Origin of the sequence: Pigmentiphaga sp. GD03639 (assembly GCF_029845405.1) — a bacterium.
Classification (GTDB): domain Bacteria; phylum Pseudomonadota; class Gammaproteobacteria; order Burkholderiales; family Burkholderiaceae_B; genus Pigmentiphaga; species Pigmentiphaga daeguensis.
The window spans coordinates 71,995-89,621 of sequence record NZ_JAOCLR010000018.1; the positions used below are offsets into that span (position 1 = coordinate 71,995).

Consider the following 17,627-nt stretch of genomic DNA (forward strand, 5'->3'; position numbering starts at 1 on the left):
GTTTTTTTGTAAAGCCCCCACCCCTCCACCAACCGGTAGGTTGCCAGGGCGCCGCGGATCCGGCTCCGCCGGTCCGCCAGCGCCGCCCCCTGGGGGGCGCGCGAAGCGCGTAGGGGGGGACCCCTACGTCAGTTTGTTCTTCGACAGCGGCGGGTTCTTCGCGAAATAGCGCTGGATGCCCTGCATGATGGCGGTCGCCATGCTGCTCTGGTAGGACACGTCCGACAGGCGCTTTTCCTCTTCCGGATTGCTGATGAAGGCGGTCTCGACCAGGATGGACGGGATGTCGGGCGCCTTCAGCACGGCGAAGCCGGCCTGCTCGACCCGCGGCTTGTGCAGGCGGTTGATGTTGGACAGTTCGTCCAGCACCGCGCGGCCGAGCTTGAGCGAATCGTTGATCTGGGCCGTGGTGGATAGGTCCAGCAACACCCGGGCGATCTGCTTGTCGTGCGAGCCGATGTTGACGCCGCCGATCAGGTCGGAAGCATTTTCCTTGGCCGCCAGCCAGCGCGCCGCGCTGCTGCTGGCCCCGCTTTCCGACAGCGCGAACACCGACGAGCCGCGCGCATCCGGCTTGATCCAGGCGTCGGCGTGCACCGACACGAACAGGTCGGCCTGCACCCGGCGCGCCTTCGCCACGCGCACGTGCAGCGGCACGAAGTAGTCGCCGTCGCGGGTCAGCATGGCGCGCATGTTGGGCTGCTGGTCGATCATGGCCTTGAGCCCGCGGGCGATCCGCAGCACGACGTCCTTTTCCCGCGTGCCGCCGCGGCCGATGGCGCCGGGGTCCTCGCCGCCGTGGCCGGGGTCCAGCGCGACGGTGATCATGCGCGCGACCGCGGGATCGGAGCGCCGGCGGATGGACGGCGGCGCCTCGGGCACCGCTTCCGGGATGGGTGCGCCGTTGGCGGCCGAGCCCGTACCGGGCGCGGGAATGGCGTCGCGCTCGGACTGCAGGTTGTCCAGCATCTGCGCCATCGGGTCGCTGCTACCCTTGTTCGCCAGCGCGACCAGGGGATCCTGGGCCGCCTTCGGATACAGGTCGAGCACGAGGCGGTGCTTGTATTCGCCCACGGGCTTGAGGCTGAAGACCTGGGGAATGGTTTCCTGCTTCAGGTCCAGCACCAGCCGTACCACGTTGGGGCGGTTCTGCCCGACGCGTACGCTGGCGATGTAGGGGTCGTCCGGCCGGACCTTGGACACCAGGTCGCGCAGCGCGGCGTTCATTTCCACGCCTTCGATATCCAGGACCACGCGGTCCGGATTGTCCAGCACGAAGTGCTCGGTCTTGAGCTCGGCGTCCAGCTCCAGCGTGAGCCGGGTGTAGTCGGGGGCGGGCCACAGGCGCACCGCGACCAGTTCGGCGGCCCGGGTGGCCGTTGGGACCAGGGGCACCACCAGGGTGGCGGCCAGGCCGGCCACCAGCCGGCGGCGCGAGACGCCGCGGGGCGCGAGCACCCCTTGGGCCTGGGCGTAGGACAGGGCCGGTGTGCCGGCCGGAAGGTCGGGGTCGGGTTCTAGCCCGTCGTGTCGGGAAAAAGTGTGTTCAGCCATGCCTGCCCTTTTGCGGTGTGGGCGTCGAGCGTCACCCCGCGTCCTGCGCCTTCATAAGACAGCGCGATGTCCAGGTCCGGGACCGGAAGCGCACCGCCTGCGCGTTCCGCCCATTCGATGAGCACGAGGGCGTCATCGCGCAGGGCGTCCCGGAATCCGGCGTCGATCCACTCGCGTGGATCGGTAAAACGATAAAAATCAAAGTGATAGCAGTATAAGTTCGAAACTTTGTAAGGTTCAACTAGCGTGAACGTCGGACTTTTGATTCGACCTGTAACGCCGACTCCGCGCAACAGTGCCCGGGCGAAGCTGGTCTTGCCCGCTCCGAGGTCGCCGTGGAGGTGGATGCGGCCTCCGTGGGCCACCAGCGGAGCCATCCGGGCGGCCAGGGCTTCGGTGGCGGATTCGTCGGGCAGATGGGCGTGGCGGGAGTCGGGCATGGCGGGATGAAGGGCAGGGTTCATGGGCATGGGCTACCATGACAGTATGTCAGCGTCGCCCCCGTTTGCCCCCGTTTCCACCCACGACGGCCCCGACCTGGCCGCGCTGGCCGAGACCATACGCGGCTGGGGCCGAGAGCTGGGTTTTTCCGCGGTGGGATTCGCCGACCTCGACCTGGAAGAGGCGGGCCGGCGGCTGGCCGCCTGGGTGGCCGAGGGCATGCATGGCGAGATGGATTATATGGAGCGCCACCTGCCGCTGCGGCAGGATCCGACCCGATTGGTCTCGGGGGCGCGCTCGGCCATCATGGTACGCATGGACTATGCCCCGCTGGACGGGCCCGCGCTGGCGGCGCGCCAGCGCCAGGCCCTCGAGGACGGCGGCCGGGCGGTCGTCGCCACCTATGCCCTGGGCCGCGACTACCACAAGGTCCTGCGCCAGCGCCTGCAACGGCTGGCCGACCGCATCGCCGAGCACGTCGGCCCCTTCGGCTACCGGGTCTTCACCGATTCGGCGCCGGTCATGGAAGTGGAGCTGGCGCGCAAGGCCGGCCTGGGGTGGCGCGGCAAGCATACGTTGTTGCTGTCACGCGACGGAAGCTGGTTCTTCCTGGGCGAGATCCTGACCGACCTGCCCCTGCCGGCAGACAGCCTGGAGACGCCGCATTGCGGGCAATGCCGCCGCTGCATCGACGCCTGTCCGACCGGCGCCATCGTGGCGCCCTACGTGGTGGACGCCCGGCGCTGCATTTCCTACCTGACCATCGAGCTCAAGGGCAGCATCCCCGAGGCGCTGCGGCCGGCCATCGGCACGCGCGTCTACGGCTGCGACGACTGCCAGACCGCCTGTCCCTGGAACAAATACGCGCGCGCCTGCGCCGAGGGGGATTTCGCGCCGCGCCATGGACTGGACACGGCTTCGCTGCTGGACCTGTTCGCCTGGAGCGAGCGGGATTTCGACGAACGTACCCAGGGCAGCGCGATCCGCCGCATCGGCTACGAGCGCTGGCTGCGGAACCTGGCGGTGGCGCTGGGCAACGCGCCGGCCTCGGACCAGGCGCGCGCGGCGCTGCGCGAGCGCGCCGACCACCCCAGCGGACTGGTCCGGGAACACGTGCGCTGGGCGCTGGAGCGCCAGAGTCGGGGAAAACGAGAGGTGTGACATGTACAGCGTGTCAAACCTGTTTGCTATTCTTTTGGCCAGGCCCACTTGAGCCCATGAGGTCAAGACAGCATTAGAAACGCGCAGCATCGAGACCGGCGCGCAGACGCCTCCGCATCGTTGCGGCACGGGCCGATTCCGTGAAGGACCATCCACAAGAGGAGTACGCATGAAAGCAGCAAGAATCGCCGCTTCGCTGGCGGGGCTGACCGTTTCCGCCGCCATGCTCGCCGTGCCTGGCACGGCCGCCGCCCAGTCCTATCCCAACAAGCCCGTACGCGTCATCGTGCCGTTCGCGCCGGGCGGCTCGACGGACATCATCGCCCGGCTCGTGGGCGAGCGCATGGGCCGCGAACTCGGCCAGCCCTTCGTGATCGAGAACCGCGGCGGCGGCGGCGGGGCCATCGGCGCCAGCGAAGCCGCGCGCGCCGCGCCGGACGGCTATACCCTGAGCATCGCCACCGTCTCGACGATGGCCATCAACCCTGCCTGCAACCCCAAGCTGGGCTACGACCCGCTCAAGGACTTCCAGCCGGTCACCAACTTCGCCCACACGGCCAACGTGCTGGCCGTCAATCCCAAGGTCCCGGCCAACGACTTCAAGTCGTTCCTGGAACTGGCCAAGAAAGAGCCCGGCAAGTTCTCGTTCGCCACCTCGGGCACTTGCAGCATCAATCACTTCCTGGGTGAACTCTTCCAGCTGGGCACGGGCGCCAAGATCGTCCACATTCCCTATCGCGGTTCGGGACCGGCCATCGCCGACGTGGTGGGCGGCCAGGTGCAGATGCTGTTCGACAACCTGCCTTCGTCCATGCCCAACATCCAGGCCGGCAAGCTCAAGGCACTGGCGGTCGCGTGGGACAAGCGGGTGGATGGCCTGCCCGACGTGCCCACGTTCAAGGAACTCGGCCTGCCGCTGATGAACGACCCGGCCTGGTACGGCCTGCTGGCTCCCGCCGGTACGCCCGCCGACATCATCAACAAGCTGCGCGACGCTGCGGTGAAGGTGCTGTCCGATCCGCAGGTGAAGGACACCCTGGCCAAGCAGGGCGCCGCCGCCGTCGGCAACACGCCCGCCGAGTTCCGCACCGAGATCGAGAAGGAACTGAACAAGGCGAAGGAAGTCGTGAAGAAGCAAAACATCAAATTGGAGTAAGGCCCCCCCTACGCGCTTCGCGCGCCCCCCAGGGGGCGGCACTGGCGGACCGGCAGAGCCGGATCCGCTGTGCCCTGGGTCTGGGACCACCGCGAATACGGGAACGGCCTTGCATCATGATGCAAGGCCGTTCGCATTTGTGCTGACAAGAGGCAAGAACGCCTGTCCTCCGCCAGCCTGTTGGTACCCCAGGATGCGGTGGATCCGGCTTTGCCGGTTCACTCGCATCGCCCCGGGACCCGGCGCCGGGCCGCCCCAAGGCGGGTCCCCGCCCCCTCGGGGGGCTGCCGCGTAGCGGCTGGGGGTTCACCATGCCGGGCGCGCGAAGCGCGTAGGGGGGGTTAAACCCCCCGAGCCATGGCGGCGGCCAGGATGGGGAGGGCTAGCCAGCCCAGGAACTGGAGGCGGATGGCCTTGCGGACTTTGCTTACGTCGGCGGCTGCTGGCTGGAAGTCCGCGTCGTGGCGGGCTTGCTGGCGCCAGCGCAGGTAGTTGATGGTGGGCAGGGCCGAGATGGCGCCGACGGCCAGGAAGACCGCGATCTTGGCCCAGAAGACGGGGTTGTCCAGGTAGAAGGCCGCGCCCTTGGGGGCCCAGGCGACGCGTGCCGCGCCGATGGCCAGGATCAGCATGGCCAGGCTGCCGTACCAGGCGTCGGTCCTGCCGAGCAGGGCCAGGGGGATGCTCGGACGGGCAGGGTTGAGGAGCGTCCATTGCATGGCCAGTGCCGCGGCCATGCCCAGGAAACAGAGATGGTGCATCCACGCGAGAATGAAATCGGCAATCATGGTCTTGACGCTGTCTAGATGAGAAAGCGCCACGATAGCTTCCGATGTTTACACTGTCAAGAATAATCCGGGAAGGCTGTCCGTCAATTTGACGGCGTAAAGATTTCTTTGCGAAGATGGGGCATGCGAGCTGATCTTCCCCCGGGTGGCAAGAGCCCCCGTCGCACCGTTGCCCGCCAGGCGGGTTCTTATCACCACGGCGACCTGCGCCAGGCATTGCTCGACGCGGCCCGATCCCTGCTCGACGAGCGCGGCCTGGAAGGCTTTACGCTGCGCGAATGCGCGCGGCGCGCGGGGGTTTCCCATGCGGCGCCCGCGCATCACTTCGGCGATGCCGCCGGGCTGCTGACGGCGTTCGCCGCTGCCGGCTTCCGGCAGTTGTCGGCCATGATGCGGGCCTATCGCGACAAGGCCGCCGCCTCGCCGCAGGCCCAGCTGCGGGCGGTGGGGCTGGCCTACATCGATTTCGCGATCGGCCATCGCGCCCAGTTCCAGCTGATGTTCCGCTACGACCGCTTGTCTCCCGGCGATCCGGGATTGGAGCAGGCGGGCAGCGAGGCCGCCGGCCATTTGTCCAGCACGCTGGCCGGCGCGCTGGCCGAACGGGGGCTGGACGGGCAGGGCGAGGATTTCGAGCGCCGGCTGTTGCTGGCATGGTCCGCGGTCCATGGTTTCGCGACCCTGCTGCTCGAAGGCCGGCTCGACGGCTGGCGCGGCCGGCAGTCGGTTCCCGCCTTCGCATCCCGTACCGGCGACGACGTGCTGGCTGTCCTGGAGGTGGCGCTGCTTGCGCCACCGGGCGCCGGCACGCGGCGGCGGAGCCGGGGACGCGCGGCATGAATGCGGCGCGGGATGGCCGGGCCAGGTCCAGGCAGGGGGTGGTCCGTCCGGGAGACGATCCCGGCATCGCGGCGTTCCTCGAAGCCATGTGGCTGGAGGACGGACTGTCCGGCAACACCCTGCGCGCCTACCGCCAGGACTTGTCGGCCTTCGACGCCTGGCTGAAAGACAAGCGCGCCTCGGCCCTGGACCGTGCCCAGGCGCACGACATCGAGGCGTGGTTCGCGGCGGTCCACCACCAGAGCAAGGCCACCACGGCCAACCGGCGGCTGGCGACGCTGCGCCGCTATTTCCAATGGGCCCTGCGCCTGCACCGCGTGCAGGCCGATCCTTGCCTGACCCTGCGTGCCGCCAAGCAGCCGCCGCGCTTGCCCAAGACGCTGTCCGAGGCCCAGGTCGAAGCCCTGCTGAGCGCGCCGGACCTCGACACCGACCTGGGGCTGCGTGACCGCGCCATGCTGGAGACGCTGTACGCCACGGGCCTGCGCGTGTCCGAACTCGTCGACCTGAAGTCCCTGGACGTCGGCTTGAACGAGGGGGTGGTGCGCGTGGTCATGGGCAAGGGCGGCAAGGACCGCCTCGTGCCGCTGGGCGCCGAGGCGGCGCACTGGATCACGCGTTATCTGGAAGAAGCGCGTCCCGCGCTGCTGGGCGGCAAGGTCAGCGACGCGCTGTTCGTGACCGCCCGCGCCGCTCCCATGACCCGGCAGAGCTTCTGGCTCATCGTCAAGAAGTACGCGGTCCGGGCAGGCGTGCGCGCCGCCTTGTCGCCGCACGTGCTGCGGCACGCCTTCGCCACGCACCTGCTCAATCACGGCGCGGACCTGAGAGTGGTGCAGATGCTGCTCGGGCATGCCGACATCTCCACCACGCAGATCTACACGCACATCGCGCGCGAGCGGCTTAAACTGCTGCACGCGCGGCATCACCCGCGCGGCTGAGGCCGCCCTTCACCATGAGCAAAGCCAGACACGTTTCAGAAACACCCGCCACGCAGTTCCTGCGCAAGCACGGCGTCGCCTTCACCGAACATGCCTACGACTACGTCGAGCACGGCGGCACCTCCGAATCGGCGCGCCAATTGGGCGAGGACGAGCACATCGTGGTCAAGACCCTGGTCATGGAGGACGAGGCCACCCGGCCGCTGGTCATCCTGATGCACGGGGACAAGGAAGTATCGACCAAGAACCTGGCGCGGCAGATCGGCGTCAAGAAAGTGGCCCCCTGCAAGCCCGAGGTGGCCCAGCGGCATTCGGGCTACCAGGTGGGCGGCACCTCGCCCTTCGGGACCCGCAAGGCCATGCCGGTGTACGTGGAAGGCAGCGTGCTCGAACTGCCGCGCATCCTGATCAACGGTGGGCGCCGGGGATATCTCGTCGGCATCGATCCGGCCGAACTCGTCCGCCTGCTGAAGGCCGTCCCGGTCGCCGCCGCGCTGTGACGCGGACGCGCGGCGGCTTTCGTGCGCTTGCAGCGGGACAGTGCCCTGCCCAACCGGTAGAATCGCCGCCTGTCATGCCACCGTCACCGTGACGTGGCCACATAGGCCCAAGGGTTTTCCATCCATGATCTCCGTCGCCGCCGCCGTCATCGCTTATCTGATCGGTTCCATCTCGTTCGCTGTGGTCGTGAGCCGGGTAATGGGGCTCGACGACCCGCGCACCTACGGCTCCGGAAATCCGGGCGCCACCAACGTGCTGCGCTCCGGCAGCAAGGCCGCCGCGATCCTGACGCTGATCGGCGATGCCTTCAAGGGCTGGGTGGCGGTTTGGCTGGCCCAGGTCTATGCGTATCGCCTTGGCTTTGGCGACACCACGATCGCGGTGGTGGCGCTGGCGGTATTCCTGGGCCACCTCTACCCGGTGTTCTTCCGGTTCAAGGGGGGCAAGGGCGTGGCGACCGCGCTGGGCGTGCTGCTGGGCCTGCAACCCTGGCTGGGCGTGGCGACGCTGGCGACCTGGCTGATCGTGGCGGTGTTCTTCCGCTATTCGTCGCTGGCCGCCATCGTCGCGGCCATCTTCGCACCCATCTATTACGTGTTCGGCCACGGCGTCGCCTGGACCGCCGACTCCCGCATCGGCACCGCCATCGGCCTGATGGCGCTGATGCTGCTCTACCGCCACCGGCAGAATATCTCCAAGCTGATGGCCGGCAAGGAAAGCAAGCTCGAGAAGAAGAGTCCCCCCCCTACGCGCTGAGGGAAAGCTTACCCCCTACGCCCTTCGGGCGCCCCCTCAAGGGGGCGGCGCTGGCGGACCGGCAAAGCCGGATCCGCTGCGCCCTCGATCTAGCGCCCGTTTCTTGGCACGCCGCGCACTTGCCATCGCTGGCAGCCAGCGGTGGCAACCGTGCCACGACCCAAGATGATCCCACTAGACCCAGGATGCGGCGGATCTGGCTTTGCCAGTCCGCCCGCATCGCCCCCTGGGGGGCGCGCATCAGCGCGTAGGGGGGGGCTCCAGTGGCCAACGCGGTTGGACCGTGAAGCTCATGTGGCGCTCGGTGGGGTCGGCCAGGCCGGCCTGCAGGCGCAGGGCGGCGGCGAAGGCGATCATGGCGCCGTTGTCGGTGCACAATTCCAGCGGCGGGAAGAAGGCCTGCGCGCGCAGGCGCGCGAGGTGGGCGGCCAGGCGTTCGCGCAGCAGCCGGTTGGCGCCCACGCCCCCGGCCACCACCAGGCGTTTCAGGCCCGTGGCCTCGAGGGCCTTGGCGGCCTTGGCGACCAGTACCGAGACGATGGCATCCTGGGTGGCCGCGGCCAGGTCGGCGCGGGCCTGGGCGTCGTGGGGGTCCAAGGACTTCATGCGGGTCAGCACGGCGGTCTTCAGGCCGCTGAAGCTGAAATCCAGGTCCGGGCTGTGCAGCTTCGGGCGTGGCAGGTCGAAGCGGCCGGCGTCGCCGGATTCGGCCAGCCGGGACAGCGCCGGTCCCCCGGGATATCCCAGGCCCAGCAGCTTCGCGGTCTTGTCGAAGGCTTCGCCGGCGGCATCGTCCAGGGTCTCGCCCAGCAATTCGTAGCGGCCCACGCCGTCCACCCGCATGAGCTGGGTGTGCCCGCCGGAGACCAGCAGCGCGACGAAGGGGAATTCGGGCCGGGGCGTTGCCAGCAGCGGCGACAGCAGGTGCCCTTCCAGATGGTGGATGGCGATGGAGGGCAGGTCGCGGGCCCAGGCGATGGCCTGCGCCACGCTGGCGCCCACCAGCAGGGCGCCGGCCAGGCCCGGCCCGGCGGTGTAGGCGATGGCGTCCACGTCGTCCAGGGTCCGGCCGGCGTCGTCCAGGGCCTGCCGGGTCAGGGGCAGCACCCGCCGCACGTGGTCGCGCGAGGCCAGCTCCGGCACCACGCCGCCATAGGCCTGGTGCATGTCGACCTGCGAGTACAGCGCGTGGGCCAGCAAGCCGCGTTCGGCACTGACGACGGCGACGCCGGTTTCGTCGCAGGAGCTTTCGAAGCCGAGGACAATCATTGAAAAATACGCGTGGACGCGATTATGATCAGAGTTAACCCTAGCGGCAGTGTAGCACCGAGGCTGCGGAAGGGTTGGCAATGTGGAAAAGGATCTGCTATATTGGCAGGCTTGATCAACCCCTAGCAACCCCGAGGCAATCGTTACATGCCGACAATTCGCGTTAAAGAAAATGAGCCGTTTGAGGTCGCCCTGCGTCGTTTCAAGCGCACCATTGAAAAGACTGGCTTGCTGACCGAACTGCGCTCGCGCGAGTTTTACGAAAAGCCCACGGCCGAGCGCAAACGCAAGCATGCCGCCGCCGTCAAGCGCCACTACAAGCGCATCCGCAGCCAGCAGCTGCCCAAGCGCCTGTACTGATTGCTGCCGCGCCCTTGGCGCGAAGTAAGCTTTCCGGTAGTTTCGCAAAGTAGTTGTCAGAGCCGCTACGGCACGAGCCGGGCGGCTTTTGGCGTTTTTGCCGTTATCCTCTGTCCTGGCTCGCGTCCGTCGTGGCGCCCGGCTTTTCTTCTTATCGCGGAATCCCTCATGAGCGCAGATACCCTCAAAGCCCGCCTGTCCGATGAAATCAAGAGCGCGATGCGCGCCAAGGCGACCGAGCGTCTCGGGACCCTGCGGCTGCTGTCGGCCGCGGTCAAGCAGAAGGAAGTGGACGAGCGCCGCGAACTGGCGGATGCCGACATCGTTGCCATCGTCGAGAAGCAGGTCAAGCAGCGCCGCGAGTCGATCGCCTCGTTCGAGCAGGCCGGCCGGACCGAGTCGGCCGAGCAGGAGCGTGCGGAAATGGCGGTCCTGCAGGAGTTCCTGCCGCAGGCCGCTCCCCAGGAAGAGATCGAGGCGGTGGTCGCGGCCGCCGTGGCCGAGGTCTCGGCTCAGGGCGTCACCGGCGGCGCGGCCATGGGCAAGGTGATGGGACTGGTCAAGCCTAAACTGGCCGGCCGTGCGGACATGGCCGAAGTGTCCAAGCTGATCAAGGCCCGCCTGGGTTGAGCCGGCAGGCCGTGCGTTCTTCCTTCGTGCCGCGCGCATGATCCCCGAGTCATTCATCCAGGATCTGCTGGCCCGTGTCGACATCGTCGATGTCGTGGGCCAGCACGTGCAGTTGCGCAAGGCGGGTGCCAACCTGCTGGGTTTGTGCCCCTTCCACGGCGAAAAATCGCCATCTTTCACGGTCAGCCCCACCAAGCAGTTCTATCACTGCTTCGGGTGCGGTGCCCATGGCACGGCCATCCGCTTCCTGATGGAGCACACCGGCGCCGGCTTTCCCGAGGCGGTGCGCTCGCTGGCGGGCATGGTGGGCATGTCGGTGCCCGAAGAAGAGCGCAGCCCGCGGCAGCGGGCCGCGCGCCAGCAGCGCGAAGCCATGGTGTCGCGCCACAGCCAGGTGCTGGAAACCGCCAATACCTGGTACCGCCAGCAATTGCGTGGTGCCAGCGCGGCCGTGGCCTACCTGAAGGGGCGCGGCGTGTCCGGCGAGATCGCGGCCCGGTTCGGGCTGGGCTGGGCCGGCGGCGAGCGCCAGGGCTTGTCGGCGGTCCTGCCCAATTACGACGATCCGCTGCTGGTCGAGGCCGGACTGGTCATCCTGAGCGAAGACGGCCGACGTTACGACCGGTTCCGCGAGCGCGTCACCTTTCCCATCCGGAATGCCCGGGGCCACCTGATCGGCTTCGGCGGCCGCATCATCGGCAAGGGCGAGCCCAAATACCTCAATTCCCCCGAAACACCCATCTTCTCGAAGGGATCCGAGCTGTACGGACTCTGGGAAGCACGGCAGGCCATCCGCAAGGAAGGAATGGTGGTGGTGGTCGAGGGCTATATGGACGTGGTGGCGCTGGCGCAGCTCGGCATCGAATGCGCGGTGGCCACCCTGGGCACGGCAACCACGCCGGTGCACGTGCAGAAGCTGCTGCGCGCCAGCGACAGCGTGATTTTCAGCTTCGACGGCGACAAGGCCGGACGCAAGGCCGCCTGGCGCGCGCTGGAGGCCTGCCTGCCGCTGCTGCGCGACGATATATCGATCCGCTTTCTTTTCCTGCCGGACGAGCACGATCCTGATTCGTACGTGCGCGAATTCGGCGCCGAACGCTTCCGCAAGGCCTTGCGCGAGGCGATGCCCTTGTCCCAGTTCATGCTGGGCGAGCTGGTCGAGCGGCACCAGATGGACGAGGCCGAAGGCAGGGCGCGCTGCGTGCATGACGCGAAGCCCCTGCTGCAGGCCATGCCGGCCGGCGCGCTGCGCATGCAGGTGCAGCGGGAACTGGCGCAACTGACCCGCCTGACCACCGAAGAGCTGGCCCAGTTGGTTCCGTTGCAGGACGTGCCCAGCGGGCCACTGGTACAGACCCCCGCCCAGATGCGGGGAACTTCCCCGGTGCCGGCCCGCTCAGAGTCTAATAATGGCGTGCAGGACAGTGCCGACGCCCCGGATTGGGGGCCCGACCACGAACCGCCTGACGACCATTTCTACGAACCTGCCCCGGATTTCCATGATCGGCCCGCCGGGCCGGCCGCGGGTGGCGGGTTCCGGCCGGGGCGCTTCAAGAGCGGGCGCTTCCGGGACCGCGACGGTCGCTATGGCGACGAGCGGCCGCAGGGCTATACGGGCCCGCGGGCCAGGGTGATTCCGATAGCGGGGCGTTTGCTTCAGCTGCTGCTGACGCATCCAGGCCTGGTCCGGCACATGGACGAAGATGCCGAACGTTTGCTGGAGGCCAACCAAGGATACGAATCGGTCAAGGCGCTGCTGACGCTGGTGCGCGAGACCGGCGCCCAGCATGCGGGCGCGCTGTTGCAGGCGGCCGAGGGCAGCAAGCTGTCGCAGACTCTTGTGATGGCGTCGACGGCCACCATCTATGAAGAAGAGTTGCCCAATCCCGACGCGGAACTGCACGACGCGCTACGCATGGTGGCCTTGCACGCCGCCGTCGCGGAACAGCAGCAATTGGCGGCCTCGGGCCTGAAGGATGAGCAGGACAAGGCCCGCTATCTTGCCCTGACCGAAAGAATCCTAGAGTTGAAGAAGCCGAGGGTGTTAGAATAGAGGGTTTACCGTAGGTTAGATCGGGAGAATTTTTTCCCGTTTTCTGGTATGGATTTTGCTATGCGCAATCTTGCCAGAGACCCTTGCCGGATGCGTGGGGCGCGGCGGTTGCCAGACGCCTTGTCCGATATCCGGCCGGGATGTATCCAAGCAGTAGCAGGCCGAGTGTTGTATGCCGCGTGTACCCGGCGGCGGCCGAGATCGGTGCACGAGTGCCGACCCGCGGGTTGGGGGCTGGAGCGATCCAGCCACCGGATGAAATATTAGGAGTGGTTGACCGACCATGGCGAAAACGACAGGCAAGACGCTGACTGTGAACAAATCCAAAGCCGAAGGGCAAGACAAGGCCAAGGAGAAGGCTGCGTCCAAGACGGCGGCCGCCAGCGGCGTCAAGGTGACGGTCAAGTCGGCTGGCAGGGCCCGCACCAAGCTGCTGGACCCGCAAGCCGCCGCCCCGACGGTCGACGCCGACTTCGACGCCGTGGCCGAGCCCGCCGAGAAGGCCAAGCCCGCCGCCAAGGCGGCCAAGAAGGCCACCAAGACGGCGGCCAAGACCGCGACCGCCGCCGACAAGAAGAACGCCGAGAAGAAGCTGGCTGAACTGCTGGCCAAGCCGGCGGGCCGGCGGCCGGGCCGTCCGCCCAAGGACGCCAAGCAGGCCGAGTCCTCCGGCAGCGATTTCGACGATGTGGGCGATGGCGACGTCGACGCCGAACCGATTCCCGAAATCAAGATCCCCAAGGGACGGGGCAAGCGCGGCAAGGCGGATCCCAAGGACCTGATCGCCCGCGGACCCGTGACGCCCGAGGAATACGAGGCGCGCCGCAATCGCCTGAAGCTGCTGATCAAGCTCGGCAAGGACCGCGGCTACCTGACCTATGGCGAGATCAACGACCATCTGCCCGATGACCTGGTCGATGCCGAAGCCATCGACGGCATCATCAGCACGTTCAACGACATGGGCATCTCGGTCTACGACCAGGCGCCCGATGCCGAAACCCTGCTGCTGAACGAGAACGCTCCGGTCGCCTCGTCCGACGACGATGCCGAGGAAGAGGCGGAAGCCGCCCTGTCCACGGTCGATTCCGATTTCGGCCGCACCACCGACCCCGTGCGCATGTACATGCGCGAGATGGGCTCGGTCGAGCTGCTGACCCGCGAAGGGGAAATCGAAATCGCCAAGCGCATCGAGGACGGCCTCAAGCACATGGTGATGGCGATCTCCGCCTGCCCGACCACGATCAACGAGATCCTGGAGCACGCAGACCGCGTCCGCGCCTCCGAGATCCAGATCGACGAGATCGTCGACGGCCTGATCGATCCGAACGATGGCGAGGAATATGCCGGTTCGGGCGTCACCTCGTCGTCCGACGATGACGACGAAGAGGGCGACGACGCTCCCGCCGGCGGCATGAGCAGCAAGCAGGTCGAAGAGCTGCGCGTGAAGTCGCTGGAGAAGTTCGAAAGCGTCAAGCGCTGGTTCGACAAGATGCGCCAGGCCTACGAGCGCGAGGGCTACAAGTCGGAAGCCTACATCACCGCCCAGGAAACCATCCTGGAGGAAATGATGGGCATCCGCTTCACCGCGAAGATGGTCGAGCGGCTGGCCGACACGCTGCGCGCGCAGGTCGAGGAAGTCCGCAAGCTCGAGCGGGCGATCATGCAGATCTGTGTGGACCGCGCCGGCATGCCGCGCACGCACTTCATCAAGGCCTTCCCCGGGCACGAGACCGACCTGGAATGGGTGCTTGGCGAAGTCAACGCCGGCCACGATTATTCCGAGACGCTGTCGCGCCAGATCCCGGCCATCCAGGAACTGCAGCAGAAGCTGATCGACCTGCAGGCCCGCGTGGTGCTGCCGCTGAAGGACCTCAAGGACGTCAACAAGCAGATGGCCACCGGCGAGGCCAAGGCCCGCAAGGCCAAGCGCGAGATGACCGAGGCCAACTTGCGCCTGGTGATCTCGATCGCCAAGAAGTACACGAACCGCGGCCTGCAGTTCCTGGACCTGATCCAGGAAGGCAACATCGGCCTGATGAAGGCGGTGGACAAGTTCGAATACCGTCGCGGCTACAAGTTCTCGACCTACGCCACGTGGTGGATCCGGCAGGCCATCACCCGTTCGATCGCCGATCAGGCGCGCACCATCCGCATTCCGGTGCACATGATCGAGACGATCAACAAGATGAACCGGATCAGCCGCCAGATCCTGCAGGAAACGGGCGCCGAGCCCGATCCCGCCACCCTGGCGCAGAAGATGGACATGCCGGAGGACAAGATCCGCAAGATCCTGAAGATCGCCAAGGAGCCGATCTCGATGGAGACCCCCATCGGCGACGACGACGATTCGCACCTGGGCGACTTCATCGAGGACACCGCCACGCTGGCGCCCTCGGACGCGGCCTTGCACGGTTCGATGCGCAACGTCGTCAAGGAAGTGCTGGATTCGCTGACGCCGCGCGAGGCCAAGGTGCTGCGCATGCGTTTCGGTATCGAGATGAGCACCGACCAGACCCTGGAAGAGGTGGGCAAGCAGTTCGACGTGACGCGCGAGCGCATCCGCCAGATAGAAGCCAAGGCGCTGCGCAAGCTGCGCCATCCGAGCCGGGCCGACAAGCTCAAGAGCTTCCTGGAAGGGCAGTAGAGGGGTCCCCCCCCCTACGCCCTTACGGGCGCCCCCCAGGGGGCGATGCGGGTGGACCGGCGGAGCCGGATCCACCGCATCCTGTGCCTAGTTCCTTTATCTCGGGTTGTGGCGCCGGTGCTTCGCTGGCTGCCCAGTGATATCAACGGTGCGGAGCACCGCATGGCTGCTTTGATCCAGGGCGCCGCGGATCCGGCTTTGCCGGTCCGCCAGCGCCGCCCCCTTGAGGGGGCGCCCGAAGGGCGTAGGGGGTGGGGTTTTTTATAGCCCATGCTGCGCCCGGTACTGGGCCGCCTGGGCGGCCAGCCACTGCGTGAACAGGTGCAGGGGTTCGTGGTCGGCCTTCCACTCGGGCAGGACCAGGTAGTAGTTCTTGTCCCGCACCGATTCGCGTTCGCAGGCGACGATCAGCCGGCCCGATGCGAGTTCTTCTTCCACGATCAGCCGTGGCACGAGGGCGATGCCCTGGCCGTGCACGGCAGCTTCCACCAGCATCGAGAACAGTTCGTAGCGCGGCCCGCCCAGGTCGTGCGGATGGCTGACGTTTTGCGCGGCGAACCATTGCCGCCAGGCGTAGGGGCGGGTGCTTTGCTGCAGCAGCCGGTAGGCCGAGAACTGCCCGGGCATGATGCGCTTGCGCACGCCCAGCAGCTTGGGCGAGCACACGGGGACCAGCTTCTCCGGCATCAGGAAGACCGCCTCGGTGCCCGGCCAGGGGCCGTCGCCGGCGTAGATGGCGGCGTCGAAGGGGGTGCCCTCGAACAGGAAGGGCCGGCTTTGCGGAGTGATGTTCAGGACGATGTTGGGGGCGTGGCGTTCGAAGTCGGCCAGGCGCGGCAGCAGCCAGCGGGTGGCGAAGGTGGGCACGGACGCCAGTTCCAGCACGCCGCCTTCGCCGCGCCGGGCCATCAGGTCCAGGGTGTCGCGCTCGACCTCGTCCAGGCGGCGCGCCACGGTCTCGCCGTAGGTCTGGCCGGCCTGGGTCAGGGTGACGCCGCGCCGGGTGCGGCGGAACAGCTTCAGGCCCAGGAAGGATTCCAGGCCGGCGATCTGGCGGCAGACGGCGCTCTGGGTCAGGGCCAGTTCGGCCGCGGCCTTGGTGAAGCTCTGGTGGCGCGCGGCTGCCTCGAAGGCGGCCAGGGCGGCGGTGCTGGGCAACTTGCGGCGCATGAGGGGGGCCCCGGAATCGTCAGTCTCTACTTTACCAAGTGCGGAAAACGCACAGATAAGTGAAAAGAACTCGTTTGGCGTGGTGCTCGAATCCGTATATCTTGCAGGAAATTCGCCGGGAGGACACGGTGTCTCCTGTTTCCCCAACTACTTGCGAGACATGAATCTTATGCACAAGCCTGCACAATTCAACTGGGCCGACCCCTTGCTGCTCGACCAGCAGCTGACCGACGACGAGCGCATGGTGCGGGAAGCGGCGGCGGCATACTGCCAGGACAAGCTGATGCCGCGCGTGCTGGAGTCGTTCCGCAACGAGCGCACCGATGCCGCCATCTTCCGCGAGATGGGCGAGCTGGGCCTGTTGGGGCCCACCATTCCCGAACAATACGGCGGCCCCGGCCTGAACTACGTCAGCTACGGCCTGATCGCGCGCGAGGTCGAGCGCGTCGATTCCGGCTACCGATCGATGATGAGCGTGCAGTCCTCGCTGGTCATGGTCCCCATCCATGAGTTCGGTACCGAGGCGCAAAAGCAGAAATACCTGCCCAAGCTGGCCACCGGCGAGCTGATCGGCTGCTTCGGCCTGACCGAGCCCAACCACGGTTCGGATCCCGGCTCCATGGTCACCCGCGCCACCAAGGTGGACGGCGGCTACCGCCTGAGCGGCGCCAAGATGTGGATCACCAACTCGCCGATTGCCGACGTGTTCGTGGTCTGGGCCAAACTCAAGGACGAGGACGGTAAGGACAACATCCGCGGCTTCATCCTGGAGAAGGGCTGGAAGGGTCTGTCGGCCCCCGCCATCCACGGCAAGGTCGGCCTGCGCACGTCCATTACCGGCGAGATCGTCATGGACGAGGTCTTCGTGCCGGAAGAGAACTACATGCCCAACGTGGCCGGCCTGAAGGGGCCGTTCACCTGCCTGAACTCCGCACGCTACGGCATCGCCTGGGGCGCGCTGGGGGCCGCCGAGTACTGCTGGCACACCGCCCGCCAGTATGTGCTGGACCGCAAGCAGTTCGGCCGTCCGCTGGCCGCCAACCAACTGGTGCAGAAGAAACTGGCCGACATGCAGACCGAGATCACGCTGGGCCTGCAAGGCTGCCTGCGCCTGGGACGGATGAAAGACGAAGGGACGGCTGCGGTGGAGATCACCTCCATCATGAAGCGCAACTCCTGCGGCAAGTCGCTGGACATCGCCCGCGTCGCGCGCGACATGCTGGGTGGCAACGGGATTTCCGACGAGTTCGGCGTGATCCGCCACGTCGTCAACCTCGAGGTGGTCAACACCTACGAAGGCACGCACGACATCCATGCGCTGATCCTGGGCCGCGCCCAGACGGGCATCCAGGCCTTCTGCTAG

General features: G+C 67.1%; 16 protein-coding genes. 11 read left to right on the forward strand and 5 right to left on the reverse strand.

All coding sequences use genetic code 11. From position 1 onward, the window contains the following. Positions 1-123: 123 nt before the first annotated feature. A complete protein-coding gene (locus N5K27_RS18565) occupies positions 124-1,554 on the reverse strand; it encodes an N-acetylmuramoyl-L-alanine amidase (RefSeq protein ID WP_087840856.1) in 1,431 nt (476 codons plus the stop codon). After that, complete coding sequence (gene tsaE, locus N5K27_RS18570) at positions 1,518-2,018, reverse strand: tRNA (adenosine(37)-N6)-threonylcarbamoyltransferase complex ATPase subunit type 1 TsaE (RefSeq protein WP_243724449.1); 501 nt, start codon at positions 2,016-2,018, stop codon at positions 1,518-1,520. The genes N5K27_RS18565 and tsaE overlap by 37 nt, the downstream gene beginning before the upstream one ends. Positions 2,019-2,040: 22 nt before the next feature. Here tsaE and queG point away from each other — a divergent pair, with 22 nt between their 5' ends. Next, positions 2,041-3,156 (forward strand): tRNA epoxyqueuosine(34) reductase QueG, encoded by a 1,116-nt coding sequence (gene queG / locus N5K27_RS18575; RefSeq protein ID WP_132979401.1) that lies wholly within the window; start codon positions 2,041-2,043, stop codon positions 3,154-3,156. Between the two features lie 169 nt (positions 3,157-3,325). Next, on the forward strand, positions 3,326-4,312 hold the full coding sequence (locus N5K27_RS18580; RefSeq protein WP_087840854.1) for a tripartite tricarboxylate transporter substrate binding protein BugE: 987 nt from the start codon (positions 3,326-3,328) through the stop codon (positions 4,310-4,312). A gap of 341 nt (positions 4,313-4,653) precedes the next feature. Here the strand turns inward: N5K27_RS18580 and N5K27_RS18585 are convergent, their stop codons facing one another. Beyond that, on the reverse strand, positions 4,654-5,133 hold the full coding sequence (locus N5K27_RS18585) for a DUF2214 family protein (protein WP_132979400.1): 480 nt from the start codon (positions 5,131-5,133) through the stop codon (positions 4,654-4,656). Positions 5,134-5,223: 90 nt separating this feature from the next. On the opposite strand from N5K27_RS18585, the gene N5K27_RS18590 reads away from it, so the two are divergent. The 4 genes from N5K27_RS18590 (at position 5,224) to plsY (ending at position 8,138) form a co-directional block, all read left to right on the forward strand. Continuing rightward, a complete protein-coding gene (locus tag N5K27_RS18590) occupies positions 5,224-5,940 on the forward strand; it encodes a TetR/AcrR family transcriptional regulator (protein WP_087840852.1) in 717 nt (238 codons plus the stop codon). Then, positions 5,937-6,881, forward strand: a complete 945-nt coding sequence (gene xerD, locus N5K27_RS18595; protein ID WP_087840851.1) for a site-specific tyrosine recombinase XerD — start codon at positions 5,937-5,939, stop codon at positions 6,879-6,881. The genes N5K27_RS18590 and xerD overlap by 4 nt, the downstream gene beginning before the upstream one ends. Before the next feature lie 14 nt (positions 6,882-6,895). Then, complete coding sequence (gene ybaK, locus N5K27_RS18600; RefSeq protein ID WP_087840850.1) at positions 6,896-7,381, forward strand: Cys-tRNA(Pro) deacylase; 486 nt, start codon at positions 6,896-6,898, stop codon at positions 7,379-7,381. Positions 7,382-7,505: 124 nt separating this feature from the next. Next, positions 7,506-8,138, forward strand: coding sequence for a glycerol-3-phosphate 1-O-acyltransferase PlsY (gene plsY / locus N5K27_RS18605; RefSeq protein WP_279818014.1), 633 nt, complete (start codon positions 7,506-7,508; stop codon positions 8,136-8,138). Positions 8,139-8,378: 240 nt separating this feature from the next. Here plsY and tsaD read toward each other — a convergent pair whose 3' ends face one another. After that, positions 8,379-9,407, reverse strand: a complete 1,029-nt coding sequence (gene tsaD, locus N5K27_RS18610; protein ID WP_279818016.1) for a tRNA (adenosine(37)-N6)-threonylcarbamoyltransferase complex transferase subunit TsaD — start codon at positions 9,405-9,407, stop codon at positions 8,379-8,381. Positions 9,408-9,554: 147 nt separating this feature from the next. Between tsaD and rpsU the strand changes: the two genes are divergently transcribed. The 4 genes from rpsU (at position 9,555) to rpoD (ending at position 15,094) form a co-directional block, all read left to right on the forward strand. Then, positions 9,555-9,767, forward strand: coding sequence for a 30S ribosomal protein S21 (gene rpsU, locus N5K27_RS18615; RefSeq protein WP_087782307.1), 213 nt, complete (start codon positions 9,555-9,557; stop codon positions 9,765-9,767). 168 nt (positions 9,768-9,935) lie between these two features. Further along, positions 9,936-10,397: a GatB/YqeY domain-containing protein gene (locus N5K27_RS18620; protein ID WP_087840847.1), complete on the forward strand. Its 462-nt coding sequence runs from the start codon at positions 9,936-9,938 to the stop codon at positions 10,395-10,397. A gap of 37 nt (positions 10,398-10,434) precedes the next feature. Then, positions 10,435-12,450, forward strand: coding sequence for a DNA primase (gene dnaG, locus N5K27_RS18625; protein WP_279818019.1), 2,016 nt, complete (start codon positions 10,435-10,437; stop codon positions 12,448-12,450). A gap of 283 nt (positions 12,451-12,733) precedes the next feature. Further along, a complete protein-coding gene (gene rpoD / locus N5K27_RS18630; protein WP_243724448.1) occupies positions 12,734-15,094 on the forward strand; it encodes an RNA polymerase sigma factor RpoD in 2,361 nt (786 codons plus the stop codon). 261 nt (positions 15,095-15,355) lie between these two features. Here rpoD and N5K27_RS18635 read toward each other — a convergent pair whose 3' ends face one another. Beyond that, a complete protein-coding gene (locus tag N5K27_RS18635) occupies positions 15,356-16,264 on the reverse strand; it encodes a LysR family transcriptional regulator (RefSeq protein ID WP_087840845.1) in 909 nt (302 codons plus the stop codon). Between the two features lie 169 nt (positions 16,265-16,433). Between N5K27_RS18635 and N5K27_RS18640 the strand changes: the two genes are divergently transcribed. Continuing rightward, entirely contained in the window at positions 16,434-17,627 is a 1,194-nt protein-coding gene (locus N5K27_RS18640; RefSeq protein ID WP_279818023.1) for an acyl-CoA dehydrogenase, read from the forward strand.